24 protein-coding genes, 1 pseudogene and 1 other annotated feature are annotated in these 23650 nt (G+C 62.9%); of the genes and pseudogenes, 11 read left to right on the forward strand and 14 right to left on the reverse strand.

The window, feature by feature from the left end:
* Positions 1-2: 2 nt before the first annotated feature.
* Positions 3-425 carry a LysR substrate-binding domain-containing protein gene (locus TQ38_RS31070; RefSeq protein WP_240198039.1) on the forward strand — a complete coding sequence of 141 codons (423 nt, stop codon included), beginning with the start codon at positions 3-5 and terminating at the stop codon, positions 423-425.
* 411 nt (positions 426-836) lie between these two features.
* On the opposite strand, the gene TQ38_RS21695 is transcribed toward TQ38_RS31070, so the two are convergent.
* Together TQ38_RS21695 and TQ38_RS21700 are read right to left on the reverse strand one after the other, a co-directional pair.
* Complete coding sequence (locus TQ38_RS21695; protein WP_043980253.1) at positions 837-1901, reverse strand: glycosyltransferase family 4 protein; 1065 nt, start codon at positions 1899-1901, stop codon at positions 837-839.
* Between the two features lies 1 nt (position 1902).
* Complete coding sequence (locus TQ38_RS21700; RefSeq protein WP_043980255.1) at positions 1903-3507, reverse strand: alpha-amylase family glycosyl hydrolase; 1605 nt, start codon at positions 3505-3507, stop codon at positions 1903-1905.
* A gap of 663 nt (positions 3508-4170) precedes the next feature.
* Here TQ38_RS21700 and TQ38_RS30685 point away from each other — a divergent pair.
* Together TQ38_RS30685 and TQ38_RS21710 are read left to right on the forward strand one after the other, a co-directional pair.
* Positions 4171-4308, forward strand: a complete 138-nt coding sequence (locus TQ38_RS30685; RefSeq protein ID WP_205316126.1) for a hypothetical protein — start codon at positions 4171-4173, stop codon at positions 4306-4308.
* Positions 4309-4314: 6 nt separating this feature from the next.
* Positions 4315-6606: a glycosyltransferase family 4 protein gene (locus TQ38_RS21710; protein WP_082057980.1), complete on the forward strand. Its 2292-nt coding sequence runs from the start codon at positions 4315-4317 to the stop codon at positions 6604-6606.
* Between the two features lie 1064 nt (positions 6607-7670).
* On the opposite strand, the gene TQ38_RS21715 is transcribed toward TQ38_RS21710, so the two are convergent.
* Positions 7671-7874, reverse strand: coding sequence for a hypothetical protein (locus TQ38_RS21715; RefSeq protein WP_043980260.1), 204 nt, complete (start codon positions 7872-7874; stop codon positions 7671-7673).
* A gap of 289 nt (positions 7875-8163) precedes the next feature.
* A protein-coding gene (locus TQ38_RS21720; protein ID WP_113941886.1) for an IS3 family transposase occupies positions 8164-9392 on the reverse strand; the annotation gives its coding sequence in 2 pieces (ribosomal slippage) (positions 8164-9104 and positions 9104-9392; 1230 coding nt in all).
* Positions 8995-9111, reverse strand: a sequence feature (AL1L pseudoknot). (Overlaps the previous gene by 117 nt.)
* A gap of 53 nt (positions 9393-9445) precedes the next feature.
* On the opposite strand from TQ38_RS21720, the gene TQ38_RS21725 reads away from it, so the two are divergent.
* The gene (locus TQ38_RS21725; protein WP_043980972.1) at positions 9446-10480 is read left to right on the forward strand and encodes an IS110 family transposase; all 1035 of its coding nucleotides are present in this window, start codon (positions 9446-9448) and stop codon (positions 10478-10480) included.
* 256 nt (positions 10481-10736) lie between these two features.
* Here TQ38_RS21725 and TQ38_RS21730 read toward each other — a convergent pair.
* A pseudogene (locus tag TQ38_RS21730) lies at positions 10737-11216 on the reverse strand (transposase); the annotation flags it as partial.
* A gap of 65 nt (positions 11217-11281) precedes the next feature.
* Between TQ38_RS21730 and TQ38_RS21735 the strand changes: the two are divergent.
* The 3 genes from TQ38_RS21735 (at position 11282) to TQ38_RS21740 (ending at position 12935) form a co-directional block, all read left to right on the forward strand.
* A protein-coding gene (locus tag TQ38_RS21735; RefSeq protein ID WP_113942024.1) for an IS3 family transposase occupies positions 11282-12453 on the forward strand; the annotation gives its coding sequence in 2 pieces (ribosomal slippage) (positions 11282-11546 and positions 11546-12453; 1173 coding nt in all).
* 39 nt (positions 12454-12492) lie between these two features.
* The gene (locus tag TQ38_RS31530; protein ID WP_370059836.1) at positions 12493-12639 is read left to right on the forward strand and encodes a DUF6771 family protein; all 147 of its coding nucleotides are present in this window, start codon (positions 12493-12495) and stop codon (positions 12637-12639) included.
* A gap of 107 nt (positions 12640-12746) precedes the next feature.
* Positions 12747-12935: a hypothetical protein gene (locus TQ38_RS21740; protein ID WP_043981195.1), complete on the forward strand. Its 189-nt coding sequence runs from the start codon at positions 12747-12749 to the stop codon at positions 12933-12935.
* Positions 12936-13041: 106 nt separating this feature from the next.
* On the opposite strand, the gene TQ38_RS21745 is transcribed toward TQ38_RS21740, so the two are convergent.
* On the reverse strand, positions 13042-14190 hold the full coding sequence (locus TQ38_RS21745) for a tyrosine-type recombinase/integrase (RefSeq protein ID WP_370059837.1): 1149 nt from the start codon (positions 14188-14190) through the stop codon (positions 13042-13044).
* A 345-nt stretch (positions 14191-14535) separates the two neighbouring features.
* Positions 14536-17427, reverse strand: coding sequence for a Ti-type conjugative transfer relaxase TraA (traA, locus tag TQ38_RS21750; RefSeq protein WP_113942025.1), 2892 nt, complete (start codon positions 17425-17427; stop codon positions 14536-14538).
* 172 nt (positions 17428-17599) lie between these two features.
* On the opposite strand from traA, the gene TQ38_RS21755 reads away from it, so the two are divergent.
* On the forward strand, positions 17600-17938 hold the full coding sequence (locus tag TQ38_RS21755) for a conjugal transfer protein TraD (protein ID WP_113942026.1): 339 nt from the start codon (positions 17600-17602) through the stop codon (positions 17936-17938).
* A 16-nt stretch (positions 17939-17954) separates the two neighbouring features.
* Positions 17955-18215 (forward strand): conjugal transfer protein TraD, encoded by a 261-nt coding sequence (locus TQ38_RS21760; protein WP_043979005.1) that lies wholly within the window; start codon positions 17955-17957, stop codon positions 18213-18215.
* Here the strand turns inward: TQ38_RS21760 and TQ38_RS21765 are convergent.
* Entirely contained in the window at positions 18208-19014 is an 807-nt protein-coding gene (locus TQ38_RS21765) for a hypothetical protein (protein ID WP_043979007.1), read from the reverse strand. The two genes, TQ38_RS21760 and TQ38_RS21765, sit on opposite strands and share 8 nt — an antisense overlap.
* A 10-nt stretch (positions 19015-19024) precedes the next feature.
* Between TQ38_RS21765 and TQ38_RS30690 the strand changes: the two genes are divergently transcribed.
* Together TQ38_RS30690 and TQ38_RS21770 are read left to right on the forward strand one after the other, a co-directional pair.
* The gene (locus tag TQ38_RS30690) at positions 19025-19198 is read left to right on the forward strand and encodes a DUF6771 family protein (RefSeq protein WP_205316064.1); all 174 of its coding nucleotides are present in this window, start codon (positions 19025-19027) and stop codon (positions 19196-19198) included.
* Positions 19199-19288: 90 nt separating this feature from the next.
* Positions 19289-19576 carry a hypothetical protein gene (locus TQ38_RS21770; protein WP_162792191.1) on the forward strand — a complete coding sequence of 96 codons (288 nt, stop codon included), beginning with the start codon at positions 19289-19291 and terminating at the stop codon, positions 19574-19576.
* A gap of 55 nt (positions 19577-19631) precedes the next feature.
* On the opposite strand, the gene TQ38_RS21775 is transcribed toward TQ38_RS21770, so the two are convergent.
* The 6 genes from TQ38_RS21775 to TQ38_RS21800 all read right to left on the reverse strand — a co-directional run bounded on the left by TQ38_RS21775 (position 19632) and on the right by TQ38_RS21800 (position 23576).
* On the reverse strand, positions 19632-19952 hold the full coding sequence (locus tag TQ38_RS21775) for an AAA family ATPase (protein ID WP_240198040.1): 321 nt from the start codon (positions 19950-19952) through the stop codon (positions 19632-19634).
* A 20-nt stretch (positions 19953-19972) separates the two neighbouring features.
* A protein-coding gene (locus TQ38_RS21780) for an IS3 family transposase (protein ID WP_113941902.1) occupies positions 19973-21150 on the reverse strand; the annotation gives its coding sequence in 2 pieces (ribosomal slippage) (positions 19973-20886 and positions 20886-21150; 1179 coding nt in all).
* Between the two features lie 60 nt (positions 21151-21210).
* Positions 21211-21456, reverse strand: a complete 246-nt coding sequence (locus tag TQ38_RS21785) for an AAA family ATPase (protein ID WP_082058001.1) — start codon at positions 21454-21456, stop codon at positions 21211-21213.
* A gap of 9 nt (positions 21457-21465) precedes the next feature.
* Positions 21466-22392 carry a HEPN domain-containing protein gene (locus TQ38_RS21790; protein WP_043980705.1) on the reverse strand — a complete coding sequence of 309 codons (927 nt, stop codon included), beginning with the start codon at positions 22390-22392 and terminating at the stop codon, positions 21466-21468.
* A 60-nt stretch (positions 22393-22452) separates the two neighbouring features.
* Complete coding sequence (locus TQ38_RS21795; protein ID WP_043980714.1) at positions 22453-22698, reverse strand: sigma factor-like helix-turn-helix DNA-binding protein; 246 nt, start codon at positions 22696-22698, stop codon at positions 22453-22455.
* Positions 22695-23576, reverse strand: a complete 882-nt coding sequence (locus TQ38_RS21800) for an ArdC family protein (protein WP_113942029.1) — start codon at positions 23574-23576, stop codon at positions 22695-22697. The genes TQ38_RS21795 and TQ38_RS21800 overlap by 4 nt, the downstream gene beginning before the upstream one ends.
* Positions 23577-23650: the final 74 nt, after the last annotated feature.

The raw sequence follows: 23650 nt of genomic DNA on the forward strand, positions 1-23650 counted from the left end.
TGATGGACGAGGGGCTTGCCTGTGCCGTGCGCGCCGATCATCCCGAGATCGGCGACGCTATGACGCGCGAACAGTTCGAGACGCTGAAGCACGTCAACATAATGCCGCCTGGCCGAATGCGGGCTGGCCTCTTTCAGGCGCTGGCGCAGCAGCAGCTCAAGCGCGACGTTGCTATTTCCGTGACCAACTTCTTCGCGGTCGCCGAGATGGTTGCGGTGACCGACTACTGCGCGACACTGCCTTCGCTCATCTGCCGGCGGCTGATGCAGGATTCGCGGCTAAAGATCCTGCCCTCACCCGTCGATCTCGGCAGCTTCCCCGTCGAGATGGCTTGGCACGCCCGCTACCGACATGACCCGGCTCACCGCTGGTTGAGAGCGCTGATCCAGGACGTTGCGATGCAGCTTAAAAGTGACGATGACTGATCGCGCCCGACTATGATGCGGGGCGGTGATTGATCGCTCCGATGACCAACGACCACGGCCTCATCCGGAATCTGCGCGAGGCCGAGTTTCGAATGGCGTGAGCTAGTCTACATGCGGGAATAGCCGACGATCTCCACCCAAGCGGCAAAAATCCGTCGCCGGGTGTATGCCTAGGGCCGCGACCTGCCACTACCGCCCTCGCCTACCCGAATGTTGCCCTGATACCGGTAGTTGCCGAGCCAAAATAGGGCGCCCTTGCGGCCCTTCGTTCATTGCGTCGAAAGGGGACGAAACCGTCATCCAAGCATGTCCCGCCGTACGACACCTACCACCACATCTGGTCACATGCATTCTTCATCGCTGGTGCCGGGAATATCCACCAATCGGCCGAAAACCTGCATGCAGGAAAAATCATCCAAGCCGCGGCAATTCCACCATGCCGGGTATGTCATCACGTCGTTCCGCGCCACGCGGGGCGATCAGCCGGGCGTAGAGAGCGATGTAATCATCGACCATACGCTCAACGGTGAAGCGCCGTGCAACCGCTGCGCGGCAGGTTGCACGGTCGATCTGGCCGATACGGTCGATGGCCTCGACCGCTTCCTCCGGCGTATCGACGAGGAAGCCGGTGACGCAATCCTCGATCAATTCTGCCATCGATCCGCGCCGATAAGCGATCACCGGCGTGCCCGAGGCCATGGCCTCGACCACCGACAGGCCGAAAGGTTCGTCGAAGTCGATGAGATGCAGCAGGGCGCGGGCATTGCCCAGCGCCGCCTTGCGCGCTCTGCCGCCGATAACACCGCGATAATCGACCGCCGCGCCGAGAAACGGTTCGACCTCACGCTGGTAATAACCTGTATCCTGAATCAGGCCTGCCATCACCAGCCGCCGCCCTGCCTGTGCCGCCACACGGATGGCCTCGCCCGCGCCTTTGTGGGGGTGAATGCGGCCGAAGAACAGCAGGTCGTCGCTGCCCTCTGGGTTGAAGTCGAACTGGTCCATGACGATGCCATGATGGATGGTGGCGGCATAGCGCAGGTGGGGATGGCGGTCGGCATGGCTTATCGCGACATAGGCGACGCGATCTTCGTAGGCTTTGAACATGGGCAAAATGCGCTGAGACGAGAAGCCGTGGATGGTGGTGACCATCGGCGTCTCCACCATCCGCGAAAAGGCCAGAGGCATGAAGTCAGCCTGATTATGGATGATGTCGAACTCATCGGCGTGTTCAAACACATGAGCGATGTGCAGCGCTTCGGCGACCTTGGCTTCGATGGTGGGGTCTTCGGAATAGCCACGAGCGACCACGCCGGACAAAGTGCCGGCGGTTCGCGAATCCAGCGTGGCGAACAGGGTGACCTCGATTCCACGTGCCACCAGCCCTTCGGTCAGCAGGCTGGTAACCAGTTCCCAGGGGCCATAGGCGCGCGGCGGGGTGCGCCATGAGATCGGAGCGAGCATGGCCACGCGCATCTCAGCTGGTTCCTTCGAGCAGTAGGATCAGCCCTTCGTCACGGCGCAGACCGCCGCCGAAAGGGCGCGGGGATAGGGTGGAATGGAGGATATCTGCGATGCTGGTGCCGGGAGGCAGGGAGATGGGGCATTCGTGATCCCCCAGATTGAGCGCGATAAGCAGCCGCTCCTTGCCATGCCGGCGCTCGAAGGCGAGAACATCGTCCTGTACCGCAACTCCCAGATAATCGCCGATGGCCAGCGCCGGATACTCCCGCCGAAGCGCCAGCAGCTTGCGGTAATGCGCCAGCATCGACCCCGTATCGCCCTGCTGCGCGGCGACACTGCGCTTTACCCAGTCATCGCTCAGCGGCAACCATGGCTCGACCTTGGAAAAACCGGCGTGAGGCGAGCCATCCCATGGCATCGGCGTGCGCGACCGGTCACGGCCAAGGCCCAGCCCCGGTTCGCGCAATTCACGCGGGTCCCGCAGGCGGTCCTGTGAAATTGTGACCTCGCCGATGCCCAGTTCGTCGCCCTGATACAGCGTGGGCGTGCCGCGCAAGGTCAGTAGCAGCATGGCGGCAACCCGCGCCTGCGCTTCGCCAAGGCGGGCAGCGATGCGCGGCGCATCATGGCTGCCGATGACCCAGTTGGGCCAACCGCCCGGTGGCAGCGCGGCTTCGTAATCAGCGATGATCCGCGCTAGGCCCCGGGCATCCCACGCGTTTTCCAGCAGCGCGAAATTGAACGGAAGGTGGATCTCGGGCCGGTGTGGAGTGCCATAATAGGCGCACAACCGGTCGTTGGGCAGGAAGATTTCGCCGATAAGCACCCGCTCGCCGTACTCATCGGCGAGCGCACGGAAGGCGGCGGAGATGTCATGCGTCTCGGGCTGGTCGGTGGAGTTGGTCTGGAGCACCTTGTCCCGCTCGCCCAGATGGGGGCCGTAATCCGGGTTGGGCGGATTGTCGGGGAGGCCTTGGGCCTTGATGATGTGCCACAGCACATCGATGCGAAACCCGTCCACGCCCCGCTCCAGCCAGAAGCGCAGCACGTCCATCATCGCGGCACGCACATCCAGGTTGTGCCAGTTGAGGTCGGGCTGTTCCTTCAGGAAAGCGTGGAGGTAATATTGTTCGGTACCTGCGTCCCATTCCCAGGATGAGCCGCCAAAGTCGCTCGTCCAGTTATTGGGCGGTGATCCATCCGGCCGCGCATCGCGCCAGATGTACCAATCGCGTTTCGAATTATCGCGCGAGGAGCGGCTCTCTACGAACCATGGGTGTTGGTCGGAACTGTGGTTGGGCACGAAATCGAGGATCACCCTGAGCCCGCTCGCATGAGCGGCGGCCAGCAGGCTGTCGAAGGCGGCCAGATCGCCAAACAGCGGGTCGACATCGCAGTAATCCGCCACATCATAGCCGAAATCGGCCATGGGCGAGGGAAAGATAGGTGACAGCCAGATCGCGTCCACCCCCAGTGTCGCCACATAATCCAGCCTGCTTTCGATGCCGGCGAGATCGCCCACGCCATCCCCGTTGCTGTCCTGAAACGAGCGCGGATAGATCTGATAGACCGCGCCATTTTCCCACCAGGGGGTCGGGTGTGAAGCGTTATGGGGAATGATGGTGACCTAACGTCATGCGGAGCATTGCTATTGGTTCAGCCAGAGGCGTTCGGCATCCTCGAACGCCTCGAACATGTCGCTCTTCGGCTTGTGCCTTGCTCAGGTGCTGGCGAATATCCTCGGGCTGCCCCGGCGCGGAAAGAGCCGGTCCGCCTTGGCCAGATCGCCGATCCAGCCTCTGTGCCCCCTGTCGGGTGAGTAGCCACAAGGAAAACGGTTCGCCCTCGCGACCGCTCATGAGGCGTACCGAGTGGCAAGGGACTGGTTATGATAAGCGCCGATCATGGCAATTGCTCCGCTTGGCAGGCAGGAGCACACATGTCTCTCGGTCACGGGTGCCTGCGGGCGCTTCTGTGATGAAGGGTTCATACCACCTTCCTTGGCTGTGACCTAACACCGTGTTGCGCGTCGGGTGTCGAATTGCTGCAAGGGCACGGCCAAACTGTGTTACGAGGCGCCATCGGCAGATCTGGTTCGGGCCAAGCGTGGTCGAAGTGCCATCCGCCCGACGGGTCCGGCAGAAAGCAGGCCGCTTTACTTAAAATCCGGCAGAACTGCGTGTGAGGGCGACTGCGCCCCGCCGCCTTTTGGCGCTCGTTGCTTTCGATCCATGTCGGGCGGATCCGCCTGACGCTATATCCTGACACAAAGAGGACCATCATGGCCAAGTCACAAAAGCGCAGCAATCGCGAAGTCCGCAAGCCAAAGGCTACCATCGCAAAGCCCCTCACCGGGCTTACTCCTCATCCCGTACACCCCGTCAATGCGCTGATGCAAAAGCCGAAAGGCAAGCTCTGAGGCGACATGTTCAACCACCGCTGGCGCGTCGCGTTCATCGGTAATGCCCTACCGCGTCAATGCGGCATTGCCACGTTTACCACCGATCTGGAACAGGCCGTCAGCGCGCTGGACGATGTTGCCGGCACCGCGATCTTTCCCATGCGCGATCCGGGCCGCGACTATGACTGGTTGAAAGCAGTACGCCAGCACATCGATCAGGACGATCCCGCCAGCTATCTGGCCGCAGCCGAGGCGATCAACACCGGCGGCTTCGACGTCGCTTGTCTGCAGCATGAGTTTGGCATTTTCGGCGGCGATGCGGGCGATCTTATACTGGATCTGATTTCGGCGCTGAACATTCCGTTGGTGAGCACGCTGCACACCGTGCTGGACAGCCCTGACGCGAACCAGCGCCGGGTGATGATGGCGGTCCTGGCAGCCTCGGCCCGCGTGGTGGTGATGGCGGCCAAGGGGCGCGACATTCTGATCGACAGCTATGGCGCCGATCCTGAAAAGATCGCCATCATCCCCCATGGCATCCCCGACGCGCCCTTCGAAAGCTCGGATGCGGCGCGCTTGCGGCTCGGTTTTGCGGGACGCCAGATCATCCTGACCTTCGGCCTCATCAGCCCCAACAAGGGCATCGAGACGATGATCGAGGCCATGCCCGCGATTATCATCGCCGCGCCCGATGCGCTTTATGTGGTGATGGGCGCCACCCATCCCCACCTGCTGCGCGATGCTGGCGAGGCCTACCGCGACGGGCTGATCGCGCGCGCCGCCGCGCTGGGGGTGGAGGACCATGTGCTGTTCCTCAACCGCTTCGTCGAACGGCCCGAACTGCTCGACCATATCGCCGCCTGCGACGTCTATGTGACGCCTTATTTAGGCGCCGCGCAACTGACATCGGGCACGCTAGCCTACTCGCATGGGCTGGGGCGACCTGTGGTCTCCACGCCATACTGGCATGCCGCCGAACTGCTGGGCGACGGGTCGGGCGTGCTCATCCCCTTCGGCGATGTCACACGGCTGGGTGCAGCGGTCGCCGCTTTGCTGTGCGACGAAACCGCGCGTCTTGCCATGGGGCTCAAAGCCTATGCCGCCAGCCGTTCAACGATATGGAGCGCCATCGGCGCGCGTTATCTCACATGCTTTCGCGCGGCCTGTCGCAGCCGAGTGCTGAGCGTCATCGGCGGGTGCGACGTGGCGCAAGCAGTCCCGCCAATCGACGCAGCCCTGCCCGCCACCTCCAATCGGCATTTCATCGCAATGTGCGATGACACCGGCATTTTCCAGCATGCGGTCTACACTATCCCCGACCGCCACCACGGCTATTGCGTGGATGACAACGCCCGCGCCCTTTTGTTGTGCTGCGTTCCCCACAACGATCTCGAGCCCGAACTGGAAGAGGCGCTGACCTCACGCTTTGCCAGCTTCGTACAGGATGCGTGGAACCCGGACAATCAGCGGTTCCGCAACTTCATGGGGTTCAACCGTACCTGGCTGGAGCCTGCCGGGTCGCAGGACAGTCACGGGCGCACCTTGTGGTCGCTGGGCCAATGCGCGCTTGCGCGTGCCGGTACCTCTCTGGGGGCATGGGCAGCGCGGCTGTTCGCGGCGGCCTTGCCCACGGTTGCGGACTTCACCGCGCCGCGCAGCTGGGCCTTCACGCTGCTAGGGCTTGACGCCTATTGCCGCGCCTGCCCGCAGGATCGCCGGGCCTTTGCCATGCGCGTTACGCTAGCCAACAGGCTAGCGCATCTGCTGGTGATCACCGAAACGAGGGAATGGGTCTGGTTCGAGGACCGCCTGACCTATGACAATGCCCGCCTGTGCGAGGCGCTCATCCGCACTGGAACCGCTACCAAAGCCAGCCATCTGATTGATGGCGGCTTGCGTAGCCTGCGCTGGCTGATGGAAGTCCAGACGGCGCCACTGGGCCATTTCCGCCCGGTGGGATCTGAAGGCTTCCTGTTGACGCGCAAAACGCCACTGGCCTTCGACCAGCAGCCACTGGAAGCGACGGCGACAATTGCCGCCTGTGTAGCGGCCCACGCTGTCGAGCCTGACGCAGGGTGGCGCGGGGCAGCGGCCATGGCCTTTGGCTGGTTCATGGGGCAGAACGATCTGGCGATTTCCTTGGTCGATGTCGATACCGGCATGTGCCGCGACGGACTGCATCCCGACCGCGCCAATGAAAACAGCGGGGCGGAATCAGTGCTATCCTACCTGTTGGCACTGGCCGATATGCATGGTTTTGGCCATACGCAAATCCCGGATCTCGCGCGTGCCATGGCTGGAAATGACGATGTTTGATGGCGAGACGGCGTTTGGAGAAGGAGCTACGTAACCGCAATGATCGCGCCCTGGCATTCGAGGTTAAAAGGCGTGCACCATTATTATTTTGACTGCTAGAGAGGGCGCTATGTCAATCACGCTCGGTGTGACAATGGCGGCGCTCTCCCTGCCCTGATTATTGTCTCCTCCCAAGTGCGGAACTCGAGCTGGCCACACGGCAGGATGCGCTTTCTTGCGACGACTGCTTTCAGACTAATCGGGTCGGCACCAGGGCGACCGAAAAGTCGGCACCCAAAGACCGGCAGCTTTATTACACTCCGTCGGCGGCTTCTGTCAGGTTCGGACGTTCGCGCCGTCACGGGAAAAGGCGATAACTGGTCGAGTCCGGAAAAGCTGGTTTCGGTCTAGCGATAGCCGAAATGAACCTTCGGTCAGGGATGACCGAGAGGCGGTTGAACCGTTGCCGCGCCCCCAACGAGAAGCCACTCCGGACTCGTCCGCATCTCGGATTGTTAAGCATTTGCGATGTGGTGGGTTGGGAACTGGACCTGACATGATGTATTCAATGTTGATCCCGCTACTTCGTTTGGCAGCATAGAATCTTTCGCAGGAAACTGAATATGGCTGGTCTGTTGAGCATCGCCCTTTTCGCTGGTCAGGCAGCAACGATCCCGCAGCCATTTCAAGGCAACTGGGCAACCACGCCTGCCGCATGCGGTGGGGAGGATACCAAAGGTGTAATAATAACACCGACAACGGTAACTTCTATGAGGCAAAAGGTGTCGTGCAAAGTGCGTCACTTGGCGCAAAGGGAGCGTCGGCCCATGTCAAGTTCCAAGGTGAAGGCCAGGAATGGTTTGAAACCATTCGCTTCAGAATTCCAGCGGAGGGTCGTCTCGAACTAAGAGCACTCGGGAAGAGCCGGGTTTTCGAACGGTGCCGGTGAAACGGAAGCTTTCACCTCTGATAATGGGCGGTCCGGAAGGCAAACGTTTACCCGAAACTGTGCGATGGTTCATTCGGCTTTGAAAGCAGCGCGCGCGACATATCGTCGATTGCGCGCCATGATGCCGTTTCACCTTTCATTGGATCGAGAGTTCTGCCTGCGATCGAGCGACAAGATCGGATAAGATCGCGGTCGCATTGGCGGGATCAGCCGGAGTGAGCTCTTCAATCAAGGAAAAGCCATAAAGTGAGGATCCGCCAAAAGCGCCGCCGCTGCCTAACCGAAAAAACTTGGCATCAAACGTCGTGAGCTCGTCGCCGCTGGCATCGCCGAATTGCACGCAGACACCGCGTGGCGAGATCGTGTCCCATTGCGTGGTGTAGGATCGAGGGCGCGGCCACGTCGATCTCCGGCCAGCCGGGTTGATCAGGCTGCCATGTTGGGCAACGTGATGACGCTGTTATCGCTCAATCCCGCGACACTCTCAAGGGTCATGTAGCGGGAGCGCTGGACTGCCCATTTGATGGCATGGACCACCCCCATTGGATAGATCATATTCCGAGGGTTGTCATCAAATGGAGGAAGCCATGTGAACCGCCCCGGGACTGCCGGAGGCCATTTTAGCTAAATTAAGCTGCCACTGGGATATCGTCCAGCATATCGTAATATCGTTGCTCGGCTTCGACCGGCGGGATGTTCCCGATGGGCTCCAAGAGCCGCCGGTTGTTAAACCAATCGACCCATTCCAGCGTGGCGTATTCGACGGCCTCGAACGACCGCCAAGGCCCTCTGCGGTGGATTACCTCAGCTTTGTAGAGGCCGTTGATTGTCTCGGCTAAAGCGTTGTCGTAGCTGTCACCGACGCTGCCGACCGACGGTTCGATGCCCGCTTCAGCGAGGCGCTCGGTGTACTTAATAGATACGTATTGCGATCCGCGGTCGCTATGGTGAATGAGCCCGCCTCGGTGAACGGGGCGACGTTCATGGATAGCCTGCTCCAGCGCATCGAGAACGAAGCTGGCATGTGCGGTCCGGCTGACCCGCCATCCAACGATGTAGCGGGCGTAGACGTCGATTACGAAGGCGACGTAGACGAAGCCCGCCCAAGTTGCGACATAAGTAAAGTCGGAAACCCAGAGCATGTTCGGCGCCGGGGCGTGGAACTGGCGATTGACCTGGTCGAGAGGGCACGATGCCGCCTTGTCGCTGATCGTGGTCCGCACCGGTTTGCCTCGGATCACCCCTTGCAGGCCCAGATCGCGCATGAGCCGCTCCACTGTGCAGCGCGCCACCTCGAAACCTTCGCGCTTCATCTGCCGCCAAACCTTGCGTACGCCATACACCCCGAAGTTCTCGGCGAAGACGCGCAGGACTTCAGGTTTGAGAGCTTTGTCGCGTTTGACGCGGGCAGTTTGCCGCACCGGATCCCGGCGCTGGGCGACACGCTCATGATAGGTTGATGGGGCGATCGGCAGGACCCGGCAGATCGGCTCGACCCCATAAGCATCCCGATGTTCGTCGATAAAATCGATCATCGTTTGAACGGGCGGTCGAGCTCCGCCTGGGCAAAATATGCCGACGCCTTGCGAAGGATCTCATTCGCCTGCCGCAGTTCGCGAACCTCGCGCTCCAAAGCTTTTAGCTTCTCGGCAGTTTCCGTTGGCACGCCGCGTCGCTTACCGCTGTCCACCTCGGCCTTCTTTACCCATTCGAGCAAAGTATGGCCGGAGCAGCCGATCTTCTCGGCCACCGATGTGACTGCCGCCCAGCGGGAAGGATGATCACCCTCGTGATCCAAAACCATCCGGATCGCTCGCTCACGAACCTCAGGCGCAAACTTGTTTGTAGTCTTGCTCATCGTAGACCCTTTCTCTCAGGAGATCGGGCCTCCGGCAATCCCGGGGCGGTTCAATGTCAGTTGTTACGATCGGCCTCGATTTGGCCAAGACGGTATTCCAGGTGCACGGCGTTGACGAAGCCGGTGTGACCGTATTGCGTCGCAAGCTTGCGCGTGCCGAGATGATGTCATTTTTCACTAAGCAGCCGCCATGCATTGTCGGGATGGAAGCATGTTCCAGCGCCCACCACTGGGCTCGTATGTTGGTAGAGATCGGCCACACGGTTCGGCTTATTCCCCCCCAATACGTCAAGCCGTATGTGAAGCGGAACAAGACGGATGCGGCCGATGCTGAAGCGATCTGCGAGGCCACGACCAAGCCGAACATGCGGTTTGTCCCGATCAAGACGAAGCAACAGCAGTCTATCCTAGCTTTGCACCGCGTCCGCAGCATGCTGGTCCGACAGCGGACAGCGACAATTAACGCGTTGCGCGGACTGCTGGGGGAATACGGCCTGATCGCAGGTAAAGGCGTGCGACAGCTCGCGACGTTGAGCCAGCGCCTGTCAACGGCCGACGAATCGACGGTGCCCGTTGAAGCAAGAGAGGCGTTGCGGTGCCTTTTCCGGCACATTGACGCGCTGACCGAGAAGTTGGGTGAGATGGAAGCGGGGATCGTCGCTTGGCATAAATCCAGTCCGGAAAGTCAACGCCTGGCTTCTGCCCCCGGCGTGGGCCCGATCACAGCGACTGCAATCGTGGCCGCAGTCGGCGATGGCACACAGTTCCGGTCCTCACGACATTTTGCTGCATGGCTCGGCTTGACACCGCGGATCAAAGCCAGTGGCGGCAAAGAGAGAATAGGGAGGATCACCAAGGGTGGTGACCGATACCTACGCACTCTGCTGATCCATGGCGCGCGAGCAGTCGTGGGGACGACGTTCCGAAAGGACGTGGCGCCGAGACCGTGGCTGAAGGATCTCCTCGCTCGTAGGCCTACGAACGTCGCTGCAACGGCGGTGGCTCACAAAACGGCACGGTCCCTCTGGGCCATGATGACGAGGAAGGAAGTGTATCGCCGTCCATCCGCACAGCTGATGGCGGCGTAACCGGCTCGGCCCCTCCAGGGGCCGTTTTGCGAGGCGAAGACAAAAGTATGGCAAACCGGTCTCACCGGGGTTCGACAAAGGCCAATGAAACGATGCGAACCATGTTGAGTTCGTCCATTTGTCCGGCCGTCGATCCGCGGAAACCATAGGGGCCTGCGGCGTGAATGCCGCAACACAAGGCCGGATACACGACCGCAAGACCCGAGTTCGTCGTACTAAATCGAAAAGCCTTGCAAGGTGGGGGTGGTCCATACACATCGTTCTGTTCCAGCAGGATAGCGCCGACGAGCCGGGTTATGGCTTCTTCGTTGGGGAATATCCCGACCACCTCTGTCCGGCGCTTGATCTCGCCATTGAGGCGCTCGATGGGGTTGTTGGAATGAAGCTTGGTGCGATGCTGGGTTGGGAATGTCATGTACGCTAGGACATCCTCCTCGGCGCTATCCATCAGAGCGGACAGCTTCGGGACGGAAGACCGCAGCTGATCTGCGACCGAGCGCCACTGGCTTTTCGCCGTTTCGGGTGTGTCCTGGGCAAAGGCTGTGGCGATGAACGCCGAGACGACGCGGCGGCCACTCTTGCCGGCGTGTGCCAAGGCATTGCGCATGAAGTGGACACGGCACCGCTGCCAGGTGGCGCTCAAGACCTTGGCGACAGACGCCTTGATGCCCTCATGGGCATCCGAGATCACCAGCTTCACGCCGCGCAGGCCCCGCCGGGCCAGACTGCGCAGGAACTTGATCTGCCCCCCGCTGAGTGGCCCAGAGACTATGATAGTCTGGACCATGAAAGGGGCATTGAATGCCGAGCAAGAAGCACAAGCCGGAAGAGATCATCGGCAAGCTGCGTGAAGTTGAGATTGTGCTAGCGCAGGGAGCCTCGACTGCCGAGGCATGCCGGCGGATCGCGGTCAGCGAGCAGACCTATTATCGGTGGCGCAAGGAGTATGGCGGCCTGAAGACCGATCAGGCGCGGCGGATGAAGGATCTGGAGAAGGAGAACCAGCGGCTTCGCCGTGCGATCTCGGACCTGACGCTGGACAAGCTGATCCTGCAGGAGGCGGCAAAGGGAAACTTCTAAGCCCCGCGCGGCGGCGACGCTGCATTGATCATGTGCGACGAGAGTTTCCGGTATCCGAGCGACGGATATGCCGGGTGCTGGGTCAGCATCGATCGACGCAGCGCAAGATGCCGCGCGGGGCGGATGACGAACAGGCACTGACCGAGGACATCATTGCATTGGCGAAGCAATATGGTCGTTACGGCTACCGCCGGGTCACGGCGTTGCTGTGCCATGCAGGGTGGACGGTGAACCATAAACGTGTCGAGCGGATATGGCGGCGTGAAGGACTGAAAGTCCCGCAGCGCCAGCCAAAGCGCGGGCGTCTATGGCTCAATGACGGATCCTGCATCCGCCTGCGGCCGGAATATCCGGGACATGTATGGGCCTACGACTTCGTCGAAGGGCGCACGCATGATGGCCGCAAGTTCCGCATCCTGACCATCATCGATGAGGCCAGCCGGGAGTGCCTGGCGCTCGTCGTGGCGCGTCGGCTCAGGCATGAGGATGTTCTGGCGGCCTTAGCCGACCTGTTCATCTCGCGCGGCCCTCCGGCACATATACGGTCCGATAATGGCAGCGAATTTATCGCGACCGCCGTCCAGCAATGGCTGGGGCAGATCGGCGTGAAGACGCTCTACATCACGCCGGGATCACCATGGGAGAATGGCTATAACGAAAGCTTCAACGGGTCGCTTCGCGACGAACTGCTCAACGGCGAGATCTTCTACAGCCTCGCCGAAGCCAAGGTGCTGATCGAAGCTTGGCGGCGGCATTACAACACCGTCCGCCCGCATAGCAGTCTGGGATACCGACCACCGGCACCGGAAACGGCGACACCGCCATATCCGGCCTCCGGTTCCGCTTCGCTCCACCTCCGACCGGATATGGCGGCGATGGGCTTAATCCACTAACAAACCAAACGGTCCACTCGGTGGGGGCAGATCAAGTGCATCGCGCGCGCTCCGCAATGGGTCCGCCATGATCTGGAGTCCAAAGATCCCGTGATCCGCGTCCGTGCCGAGGAGACTCTTGCGGCGCAGATCGCCGCGGCCCTTCGTCAGAACAAAGACATCAAATTAGGCCAACCGACTGCCTGACCACTCCTCAGCCCGCAGCCGATAGCTGGGAAGCGCCACGCCTGACGCATCTTGTTACCGGAACGATTTCTTACGTCCGTGATATCGGGAAACAAGGAGATTTGGAAATGATCGGCAATATTATCGGAGCAATCGGTAGCAACCAGGCTGCCAAGCATTTCCAGGGGCTCAACGGAACAGTTGGAGCGTTACTCGGGCTCGCCGCACCGGCCCTGCTACGTCGCCTGCGCCCTCTCGGATTGCTGGCTGCCGTCGGCAGCGGCAATGCCTACAAGAAATGCAACGACCGGCGCTAGGCCAACAAGCTCGTCGCCGCAAACCGACCGCTTTCCAAGAGCCTACCCGCACGCAGGCTTGAACGGCCATGGGGCCTCCGTCCTTAGCCCCCTCCCCTTCCCCATCTTACCCAAGCTTCTTCATGAGCCGTCCGGCAGCCCCGTGCTCGGCCGCTAGGTTCCGATTATAGGCAAGCGGCATGCGTGGGCTTTTCCAGCGCAAAGCATCCATGATCCCTGCAAGATCCTCGCCGCTGGCGAACAGGTCCTGGTTGAGCCCGACCCGCGTAGAATGGCCGCTGACCCGCGTTAGCAGGTGCGCCAGGTCATCTTTCGTCAGATCCGGCAAAGCCCCCTGGTCGAAAGCCCGCCGGATGATCGCCCGCCAGATTGGCCCGATCGAGCCCGGATGCAGAGCGGTATCGCCGAAGCTGTATTCGGTGCGCGCCGGAACTGCAGGCTTAGGCAACGTCTTGCGCAGGTCCCAAATCTCCCGCCCCGATATCGTCGACAGGTCGCGTCCGGGTACCCGGGCCCGCGCCTTGTAGTGCCGCACGATGACCCGCCGGAATAAAGGGCCAGTGACGATGCCGGCCGCTGCCGCCCACGCGTCCACCGCGCGCACGGTCCTCGGGCTGAGGAACGCGGTGGCGCCCTCCCCTTCGCTGTCGCCCTTGCTACGCGCGATGGTCAGCAGCCGGGCGTCGGGATCGGTTGCGGGGATGATGTCTTCCAACGTAACCGCGACCAGTTCGCTGGCGCGCAGACCCGTGTCGTAGGCAAAACTGAGCAGCGCGCGGTCGCGCAGGCCCATGGGATCGGCGCCACAGCTCTCGAGCAGCGCGCGCAGGTTCAGTCCGCGCGCCGGATCGCGCTCAATGTCCGAAACGGGCCCCTTGAAGCGCAGCGGCGCCGCCTGGCGCTGGGCCACGCCTTTGTCGCGGCGGATCGCAGCCAGGGTCAGCTTGACCAGCGGCGCGGTGGTGGGATCGACCTGGCCGAGCAACTGGTGCAGCCGGGCGATTGAGGCTTTGTAGCGCGCGAGTGAGGCAGGTTTGGCCCCCTGCCCTGCCCGGTACTTGAGATAGTCGGCGACATCCTGCGCATTCGCCGGCAGCGTGATCCGGCGGTGCTCGCGGCACCACAGATCGAAAGCGGTCAGGTCCGAGCGCAGCGCCAGCAGGGTATGGCGCGAGGCGGCGGCCTGGAAGGCCTCGAGCAGGGGCGCATCAATCACGACCCTTTCGGCCGTACGCAATGTGGTCACCAGCGGCAGCAGCAGCAGGCCTGCCCCGCCCTGGGCGGTAATCTCGAGCGAAGGCGTCTCTTCGTAGATCAAGCGGCTGCAGTCCGGGGGTTTAGGGGAATTCGAGTCCGGTGGTATTCGATCACGGTTCGGCGTAACTGCTTCATATAAAATGATAATATCTCATTCCTGGCTTTTGCCGTGCAAGATTATTCCGTCTCATATGAATATGCAATAACTGCACTTATCAATGACATGGGCGAGTCGGCCATAGACCTAGGATTGCACTTGGCGAGTGGTGAGCCTCGTCTAACTCGAACGCATGTTCATGGTGGAATTCTCAATTCATCAATAAAGTTTTCAAAGCGCGGTCCATTACAACCCCAGCCCCCGACCGCGACCGATATCGATCCCGACGCTGAAAGCCAGATCATGGCCAAGCGAGCGGCCAGTGGTCATATTGATGCCAAGCTGCTGCTTTCGCTGGGCCAGCACCGACTCCAGCTGCGGGTCGCGGTGCAGACTTTCCGCCATGTCAGCCATCACTGCTCGCGTGGCTCGCATCCCGCTCATCTCACCCGCAACGTACTGCCTGTTGCTTTCTGCCCCTAGCGCCTTCCAACGGCTGATGAAGCGGTTCGCACGCAGCTCGGGATTGGTCCGCAATTCGGTCTCGAGCTGGAGCGCTCGGATCGTGCGATTGATGCTCCCACTCGCCGCTTCGCGCGCGAGACTCGGATCCTCGCGATAGGCAGCTTCGGCGTCGCGCGCGCCATGCGGCCGCAGCGCATCGAAATGTTTGCGTGCATCGTTTAGCTCGCCGTACTGCTCGGGGGTAGGACGGCCACCTTCGTCCTGGGCCGTGAAGATAGCATCGACCGCCCGGGCATGGCGCTTGAGCGCCTGCGTGCGCTCCCGCCGCAAGGCGGCCTCGTGAGCGTCGTCACCGTCGTCGATGACCTGGGCCGAAGGTGATGACCGCTCGGCCGATGGAGCGCTGCGATGCCGGTCACCACCAAGCCGCAGTCCATCGAAGATGCTCCGTTCCGGTTTGACATCCGCAGCCGCGTCGCGCGCGGCGCCGTAGTCCGACGCCATGTCCTTGCCACGCTCGCGCCCAAGGGTGCGCACGAGCCGGTCGCGATCGGCAAAGTCATCTGTGCCATAGTGCATGTCGACGTGGGCCTTGTGCCGTGACAGCGCCACATAGGACGCATGGCGATCGAGCCCCGGGGTCGCCAGCACATGGACGTCGTTGATGGACACACCCTGCGCCTTGTGGATCGTCGCGGCATAGCCGTGATCGACATGGGCGTAGTCCTTCAGGTCAAAGTCGATCGAGCGCCCGTCGTCGAGCGTGACCGCCATACTGACGGCATTGACGCTCTGGATCGTACCGAGAGAGCCGTTCTTCACCCTCAGGCTGCGCTCGTTCTTGAGGAACATGACCCGCTCCCCTCTGGCGAAGTCGCGGTCGCCGCGCTCGACCTGCAGGATGACGTCCTCGCCGAGGTCCCCGGCCGCATACATGCGCTCGCGCGCGGCCTCGTTGAGCAGCCGCACTTCGTCGTTGGTATGGGTGAGAATGAGCCGGCTCGCATCGGGCCGGGCCTTGCGATCCCGGTCCCACCGTTCGATCAGCGCTTCCCTTGCCCCCGCGCGCGTCTCCGCAGCGTGGATGTGCCCCGCCTCCTCGTATGCGGCCAGCGCCTCACCCGTCCGCCCGGTCGCGAGATGCCGGGTGGCATCGCGCTGCCAGTCGATTTCCTGGCGGCGGATGGTGGTGATCTCGACGCTGCCGTGCCGCTCGGCGACCGAGCGGAACGAGGCGCCGGCCTCGATCGCCTGCAGCTGCTCGGGATCGCCGACCAACACGACCTTGGCGCCGCGCTTCTCGGCTTCCGAGACGATGCGCTCCATCTGGCGCGTGCCGATCATCCCGGCTTCGTCGATGACGAGGATAGAGCGGTCGGTCAGCAGCTCGCGTCCCTGGTCCCACTGATGCTCCATGCCGGCGATCGTGCGCGAGGCGATCGCCGAGCCGTTCTCGAGGTTCTCGGCGGCGATGCCCGACAACGCCGCGCCGCGTATCTCGTAGCCGGCTGCCTCCCAGGCCTCGCGGGCTACACCGAGCATCGCGCTCTTGCCGGTGCCGGCATAGCCGATCACCGAGCTGAGCCCTCGGCTGCCGGTCACATGCTCGAAGGCGCCGCGCTGCTCGGGCGACAGGATCAGCCCGCGCTGCTCGGCGCGCGCCAGCGCCGCGTCCTGCATCCGGTCGGGCACGCCGTGGCGCCGACCCGCATCGAGGCGAATGGTGGCGTTCTCGAGCCGCCGCTCGGTCTCGATCATCGAGCGCGAAGTGAAGCGGTCCTCGCCGCGCCCGTCCTTGCCCAGCTTGACCAGCTCGGGAGAAGTGCGCACCGCCGCCATCACCTGATCGAACTGGTCCTTCCCTTCGCTATGCCGGTGCACGAACATCGCAAGGTCGCGGGTGGTGAAAGTTGCCTGCTGGTGAGTGATCGCATCGATCGCGATTGCCGGGTCGGCGAGGATCTTTGCGCCGTTGCCGCGGGCGATGGCGTGATGTTCCTCGAGCCGCTCGCTTTCCAGCCCCTGGGCCGCCATGCGCGAGGCGGCGGGACCGATCTTGTGCTGGGGTTCCAGATCGATCCCCTGCGCCTCCAGCGAGCGATGATCGACGCGGGCATCGATGTCGAGCTGTGCCAGCCTCTCGTTGACATGGTTAGCCCAGGCCTCGCGCCATTGGGTGAGCAGTTCGGTGCGGTTCCAGTCGCGGACCTTGGGACCAAAGCCTTCCTCGGTCAGCTCGCGCATACCCAGCATCACATGGGCATGGGGTTTGGGGTTTCCGTCCTCGCCGATATCCCAGTGCACATTGAGGTCGGCGACCATACCGCGCGCCACGAACTCGCGTTCGACGAAGTCGCGGGCCAGCTCGATCCCGTCGGCCTGGCTCATCTCGCGCGGGATGGCGAACTCCACTTCGCGGGCGACCTGCGCGTCCTTGCGCACCTCGATCGCCTCGACGTCGTTCCACAGCCGCTCGCGGTCGCGCCACTCTTCGGGCGCGCCCTCGGGGAGCAGGATCTCGGAATGGACGACGCCGGCCTTGTTGGAGAAGTCATGGGCACGATCGAGCCGCTCGTCGCGCAGCCGCGAGGCCGAGCGGTAGGCGGCCGCTGCCACGGCAGACGAGCCGGACGCGCGCGATATGACTTTGGCCGAGAAGTGGTAGATCGCCATGGCGACATACCATCTACCCTTAAAAGCGCACGTCGGCACGACGTATAAGCGCGCCCTCGAAAGATTTCATCAGTCTCGGGATGGCAGGATCTCAAGACATTCCAGCATGTTGAGACTGATCGGAAGCTTCGATAACTGGTTCGTCCGGCACCATCAATGGAAAGGACAAACCATGCGCAAACCACGGGACTACGACGCCGAGCTGAAAGCTCTGGGCGACAAGGCCCGGCAACTCAAAGCGCGTAGGACAAGCCAGCTCGGCGAGCTGGTCGTGGCAACCGGCGCCGACGCCCTGACATCGGAGGAACTGGCCGGCGCGCTGATCGCCATCGCCGCGACCGCCGAGCCGGCGAAGCGGGAGGCATGGCGCAAGCGGGGCGCCGCGTTCTTTTCAGGCGAGCGGGCACTCGAGCCGGAACAGCATCGCCCAGGCGCTGGCAGCGAGCCGCGCCGGCCTGCGGCGGAACCGGGCGGCCATGAACCGGCTCGCAGCGAACAGGGCACGACATGACACCCGGGAGTGGCGGGTGAAGCGGCGGGAACGCACCCGGCATCTGATCGAGCTCGGCGGGCTCGTAGTGAAGTCCGGGCTGGTCGAGCTGGTCGAGGATGACCGCGCCGTCCTGCTCGGTCTGCTGGTGGAGGCAGCCGCCAGGCTGCGCGGCGACTACCGCGAGCAAAGCCTCACGCTATGGCAGCGGCGCGGTGCACGTGCCTTCGCGCAGGATAAGGCCGAGCCGGATGCACAGGCGGAACGCTCCGTCCTGCAGCGTTCGGATCCTACCTAGCGGCATCAACGCGTCGCAGCGCCGCGCCGCCAATGCCGAGCGGAACGACCACGACTTCGCCATGCGCGCCAGCGACCATACCGCGCTGGTCGAAGGGCTCGACCTCACTTGGCTCGTAGACATAGCGGAAGCTGTTCGGGCCGCCCGCCTCGATAGCGAACGACACCAAGCGTAGTTCATCGCCGTCGCGCACGATCCAGCGCGTGCCAGGCTGCCACGCCTGTCCCTTCGGGATCGTCAGCACACCGTCATCCAGCGACGAGCGAGGATTGGCATCCTGGCCCTCCCCGACAAAGAGGCCCTGCGCCGGTTTTCCATCCGGGGTCATCACCTCGATGCGCAGCTCTACCGCAGGGTCGCGGCGGGCTTCGGCGAGGGCGAGCTTCGGCGCCCGCAGCGGCCGGGCGAAGAAGTGGAGCCGGGTGCCTTCGAGCCGCCACTGGCCCGCCAAGGTCGTCTCGTTTTCCATGCCGCCGCCCTCGCGTTCGAACATCGGTTCGTCGGCGGTCATCCGCTCCTCGAACCGGCCATTGGCATCAAGGCGCAGGGTGATTGTGACTCCCTCCTCACTGCAGCGATAGAGGCCCGGCGATACGGTGACGGAAGCTGGATAGGGCTCCTCATCCCGGAGCTCGGGCCCGGAGCATGCGACGGGCGCGGAATCTGGGTTCGCGAATGCCGGCGTGGCCGCCATCGCAGCCACAAAACCCAGGGTGAAGATCGAATGCTTCATGCCCGGTTCCTGCCGGGCAATGCCGGCCGCCGCAAGCGCATTGCCCGGCGCCGCGCGAAGCGTCATAGGCCCGTCGATGGACGACAATCTCAATACCATTATCCTGCGGGTGCTCGGACGGACACCGCAATGGATTCGGCACGACCTCGACGCCAAGGACGATGCCCTGCGCCAGCGCGCGGAGGAGACGCTCGCCGCGATGATCGCCAGCGCCGTTCGGGAGGGAACCGCAGACTCGGCTGCGGCTTAAGGGAGTTCAGTCAACGAAAGCTCCCGCCTCATGCGCCGCGCGGCGTCTTACTCGCTTCTCATGCTCATTGGTCTGGGGGCTGCGACCTCAATGCCAATCTCCACGTCCGCCCAGCCGACCAAAGCCCCCGTCCAGGTGCAATGTGCGGGTGGCCGCCAGTTCCTGCTCCAGGCGGAGCAGCGACGCGCCAGGGTCCGGGTGGGCGAGCGGCAACTCAACCTCGTCCGCAAATCTTCGTTGATGGGTCAGCAATACCATAGCCCGCAGGCCACGCTGATCCTGGACGGGGACTTCATTGCTTTCGTTCCGAAGGACGACGCAGGCTGGCAGGATTGCCGCGTCGCCAGGACAATCCCGGCCTCGGCGCCGAACGGGTAGGCAAAGCCGTTACGGCCGCGCGATTGGCTGAATTACCGTGCGGTTCAGATCCGATTCAGGCGCCCAACCGTTCGAGCAGAAAAGCGGCGCGGTCCTCGATCGGCGCCTTCGGCAGGATCACCACATTATAGCCCAGGCGCGGATAGGCGGCGAGCAGACGTTCGTACTTGTCGAGAGCCGAGGCGATGTCGTGCCGGCGATCGGCATCCTGGCGATAGATTTCTGGCCAGGGCGGGGTCAGGAAAACTTCACGGTGGTAGCGGTGCTCGCGGCAAAGGAGCTCGGCCACCGGATCGCCGCTGGCGTGCACGAGTGCGAGCGCGGCATCGATCAGTCCGCGATCGAAGAAGACCCATCCCTCATGATCTGCCCCCACCGAGTGGACCGTTTGGTTTGTTAGTGGATTAAGCCCATCGCCGCCATATCCGGTCGGAGGTGGAGCGAAGCGGAACCGGAGGCCGGATATGGCGGTGTCGCTGTTTCCGGTGCCGGTGGTCGGTATCCCAGACTGCTATGCGGGCGGACGGTGTTGTAATGCCGCCGCCAAGCTTCGATCAGCACCTTGGCTTCGGCGAGGCTGTAGAAGATCTCGCCGTTGAGCAGTTCGTCGCGAAGCGACCCGTTGAAGCTTTCGTTATAGCCATTCTCCCATGGTGATCCCGGCGTGATGTAGAGCGTCTTCACGCCGATCTGCCCCAGCCATTGCTGGACGGCGGTCGCGATAAATTCGCTGCCATTATCGGACCGTATATGTGCCGGAGGGCCGCGCGAGATGAACAGGTCGGCTAAGGCCGCCAGAACATCCTCATGCCTGAGCCGACGCGCCACGACGAGCGCCAGGCACTCCCGGCTGGCCTCATCGATGATGGTCAGGATGCGGAACTTGCGGCCATCATGCGTGCGCCCTTCGACGAAGTCGTAGGCCCATACATGTCCCGGATATTCCGGCCGCAGGCGGATGCACGATCCGTCATTGAGCCATAGACGCCCGCGCTTTGGCTGGCGCTGCGGGACTTTCAGTCCTTCACGCCGCCATATCCGCTCGACACGTTTATGGTTCACCGTCCACCCTGCATGACACAGCAACGCCGTGACCCGGCGGTAGCCGTAACGACCATATTGCTTCGCCAATGCAATGATGTCCTCGGTCAGTGCCTGTTCGTCATCTGCCCCGCGCGGCATCTTGCGCTGCGTCGATCGATGCTGACCCAGCACCCGGCATATCCGTCGCTCGGATACCCGGACTGGCAGATCCCGTCGTACCTGATCGATGCAGCGCCGCCGCCGCGCGGGGCTCAGAAGTTTCCCCGTGCAGCCTCCTGCAGGATCAGCTTGTCCAGCGTCAGGTCCGAGATCGCCCGGCGCAGCCGCTGGTTCTCCTTCTCCAGATCCTTCATCCGCCGCGCCTGATCGGTCTTCAGGCCGCCATACTCCTTGCGCCACCGATAATAGGTCTGCTCGCTGACCGCGATCCGCCGGCATGCCTCGGCAGTCGAGGCTCCCTGCGCTAGCACAATCTCAACTTCACGCAGCTTGCCGATGATCTCTTCCGGCTTGTGCTTCTTGCTCGGCATTCAATGCCCCTTTCATGGTCCAGACTATCATAGTCTCTGGGCCACTCAGCGGGGGGCAGATCACTCATGGCGCCGGGCATCCGTGCGATCCCGCAACGAAACCTCGATCGCGCGGCGGGCAAAGGCCTGCATGTCGATCCAGGGCAGCGCAGATCCGTCGCCGGCCAGTGTCTCGGCGATCACCCGCCGGCCGGGCTCTTTGACGACGGCGTGCCCGCGCCGCGCCAATTCGGCGAGCAGGGTCGATTTGCCACCGCCCGAGCAGCCGGAGATCACGACGAACCTGTCCGATATAGGGCGGGTCATTCTCGAGGGTCAGCCGACCGGCGCATCCGCCTCGAGCCTGGCGATGCGCTCGCTACAGATCGCCTGGACGACGCGGCCGAGTTCCTCGACCTGCTTGCCCAGCCAGTTCAGCTCTTCCGCGGTGATCGTATAGTGCTTGGAGTAGCGCGCCTTGACGTAGGCCTCCTTCAGCTTCTCGAACATCGCTCGGTGGCGGTGATTGTCGTTCGGCCAGACATAGACGAGCCGGGGATCGAGGCGTTCCGCCTGGGTGCGTAGGAACGCGAGGTTATGAACGTGCGGCGTATAGAACGTCGTGACGAGCAGCACGCAGTGATAAAGACGTTCGGTGGCCTGATGCAGGTCAAACGCTGCGTCTTTGAAGAATTCCTTTTCGACATCGAATTTTGCGATTTCAAACCGCTTCATCGCCGCAGGAAACCACTCCTCGAAATACTCCTTCGCCATCGCCAGCGCCGCCTCGGGCGTCTTGGGCTTGGGCGTGTGGAGCGGCGTGTCGTCGCTCTGGTACAGCGCGATGCCGTCCTTCGCGATATCCATGAAGAAATAGCGGCCATGGGCGAGCCCGTCGTTCACTTCCTGCAGGGTGTGGACGATCAGATTGACCGGAGTCTTGAGCGTGCCGGTGATGCCGTATTCGCGCATCAGCCGGTCATCGACCTTCGCCCAGTATTTGACCCGGTCGGTCAGCCGCTTGTCGCTGACGATCACGAGCAGGTCGTAGTCGGACTTGTAGCCCTTGGCGGTATGCGGCTCGTCGACCCAGCCGCCGCGTGCGTAGGAGCCGTAGAGCACGACCTTGAGGATACGCCCCTTCTTCTTCCAGTCGTGGGTGGCGAGCGCGATGCCGTCCTCGAATTCCTCGAAGACGAGCTGGAGCACGCGCGCGAGCTCGCGCTGCTTGTTGGCGGGAAGATGGTCGAGATCGCTTCGCATGGTGCCTCTACCCTGTCGTCCCCGCCGCCCGATGGCAAGCCACCGGACGGCGGGAACCGATCACCATGGCCACAGACGGCGCCACCACGGCTCGCGTTCGCGCACGCATCGCATCAGGATCAGCAATGCCTGCGTGAACGCGGTCTCGATCTCTCCCACACCGACACCGTGGTGCCGGGCGAGCTCGGCATAGCTGACCGTCTCGATCCGCAGCGTCAGAAACACCTCGCGCTGGAACGGCGTCATTCGGCTCAGCCCCCGCCGCTCGGCGCGCAGCAGGGCCCGGCGGGAAGGTTGCCGGCTCATGGCCGGTCCTCCCCGCAGGCGAGCAACCAGTCCGCGCCCTTGCTGGCCGCGCTCGCCGCCCGGAAGATCGCCTTATCATCGGCCCTGAGCACCTCGAGCCACGCGCCGATGTAATCGGCATGGCGCACGGTGGGCTGGATGCCCAGCGAGGCACAGGCGAAGGCCGCCGTCATTTCGGCGACAAGCTCCTCGCGCGCATACGATGACGAACCAAACACCCCGGACTGATCGCGCTCAAGCCGGCCCTTGCCGCCGACATAGTGACCCAGTTCGTGCAGCGCCGTGCGATACCAGTTGATCGGCTCCCGGAACGCGACCTGCGGCGGCACCTGCACGAAATCCGGACCCGGCGCATAGAACGCCTCGCTGCCACCGATCCGGAAGTCCGCTCCCGATCCGGCAATGATCCGATCCGCTTCTGCAATCGCCAGGACCGGATCGGGCAGCACGGAACCACCCGCCAGATCCTCGTCCAGCCCCTCGCACTGATCGATATTGAAGACGATGAAGCGCTTGAGGAACGCCACGGTCCGCGCCTCGCTGCCTTCGCTCAATGCACGCGCCGCCTCGTCCTTGGGGGTGAATCGATCGGCATAGCAGATCACCGTCCCCTTCGCGCCGCGCCGCACGGTCCCGCCCGCCGCTGCCGCCTGCCGATATGTCAGCCAGCGCTGCGAGGAGAACCCGCCTCCGACACCCGCTGCCCATAAAATGAGCACATTAATTCCCGAATAGACCCGCCCCGACACCGCATTGGCCGGCATCATGCACGGGCACTTGCTCGCATCCCAAGGCTGCACCCATGGCAACCGGCCGTCTTCCAGCTCGGCGATGATGCGCGCGGTAACCTCGCCATACAGGCTCTGACGTTCGGACATGCTCCTTCACTCCTTCCTCAACCGCCATTGACCGGCGCCAGGGTGGCGGGGGGCGGCAGGAGCGAACCGAAAAG

The sequence above is a fragment of the Novosphingobium sp. P6W genome, from assembly GCF_000876675.2.
Lineage (GTDB): Bacteria > Pseudomonadota > Alphaproteobacteria > Sphingomonadales > Sphingomonadaceae > Novosphingobium.

Excerpts from the sequence above, each read along its gene's own strand:
- TQ38_RS21790 (WP_043980705.1), bottom strand. The coding sequence starts at position 22,392 with ATGCGAAGCGATCTCGACCATCTTCCCGCCAACAAGCAGCGCGAGCTC.
- TQ38_RS21770 (WP_162792191.1), top strand. The coding sequence starts at position 19,289 with ATGCCAATCTCCACGTCCGCCCAGCCGACCAAAGCCCCCGTCCAGGTG.
- TQ38_RS21725 (WP_043980972.1), top strand. The coding sequence starts at position 9,446 with ATGTCAGTTGTTACGATCGGCCTCGATTTGGCCAAGACGGTATTCCAG.
- TQ38_RS30690 (WP_205316064.1), top strand. The coding sequence starts at position 19,025 with ATGGACGACAATCTCAATACCATTATCCTGCGGGTGCTCGGACGGACA.
- TQ38_RS21795 (WP_043980714.1), bottom strand. The coding sequence starts at position 22,698 with ATGAGCCGGCAACCTTCCCGCCGGGCCCTGCTGCGCGCCGAGCGGCGG.
- TQ38_RS21695 (WP_043980253.1), bottom strand. The coding sequence starts at position 1,901 with ATGCGCGTGGCCATGCTCGCTCCGATCTCATGGCGCACCCCGCCGCGC.
- TQ38_RS30685 (WP_205316126.1), top strand. The coding sequence starts at position 4,171 with ATGGCCAAGTCACAAAAGCGCAGCAATCGCGAAGTCCGCAAGCCAAAG.
- TQ38_RS31070 (WP_240198039.1), top strand. The coding sequence starts at position 3 with ATGGACGAGGGGCTTGCCTGTGCCGTGCGCGCCGATCATCCCGAGATC.
- traA (WP_113942025.1), bottom strand. The coding sequence starts at position 17,427 with ATGGCGATCTACCACTTCTCGGCCAAAGTCATATCGCGCGCGTCCGGC.
- TQ38_RS21710 (WP_082057980.1), top strand. The coding sequence starts at position 4,315 with ATGTTCAACCACCGCTGGCGCGTCGCGTTCATCGGTAATGCCCTACCG.
- TQ38_RS21755 (WP_113942026.1), top strand. The coding sequence starts at position 17,600 with ATGCGCAAACCACGGGACTACGACGCCGAGCTGAAAGCTCTGGGCGAC.
- TQ38_RS21740 (WP_043981195.1), top strand. The coding sequence starts at position 12,747 with ATGATCGGCAATATTATCGGAGCAATCGGTAGCAACCAGGCTGCCAAG.
- TQ38_RS21765 (WP_043979007.1), bottom strand. The coding sequence starts at position 19,014 with ATGACGCTTCGCGCGGCGCCGGGCAATGCGCTTGCGGCGGCCGGCATT.
- TQ38_RS21800 (WP_113942029.1), bottom strand. The coding sequence starts at position 23,576 with ATGTCCGAACGTCAGAGCCTGTATGGCGAGGTTACCGCGCGCATCATC.
- TQ38_RS21785 (WP_082058001.1), bottom strand. The coding sequence starts at position 21,456 with ATGACCCGCCCTATATCGGACAGGTTCGTCGTGATCTCCGGCTGCTCG.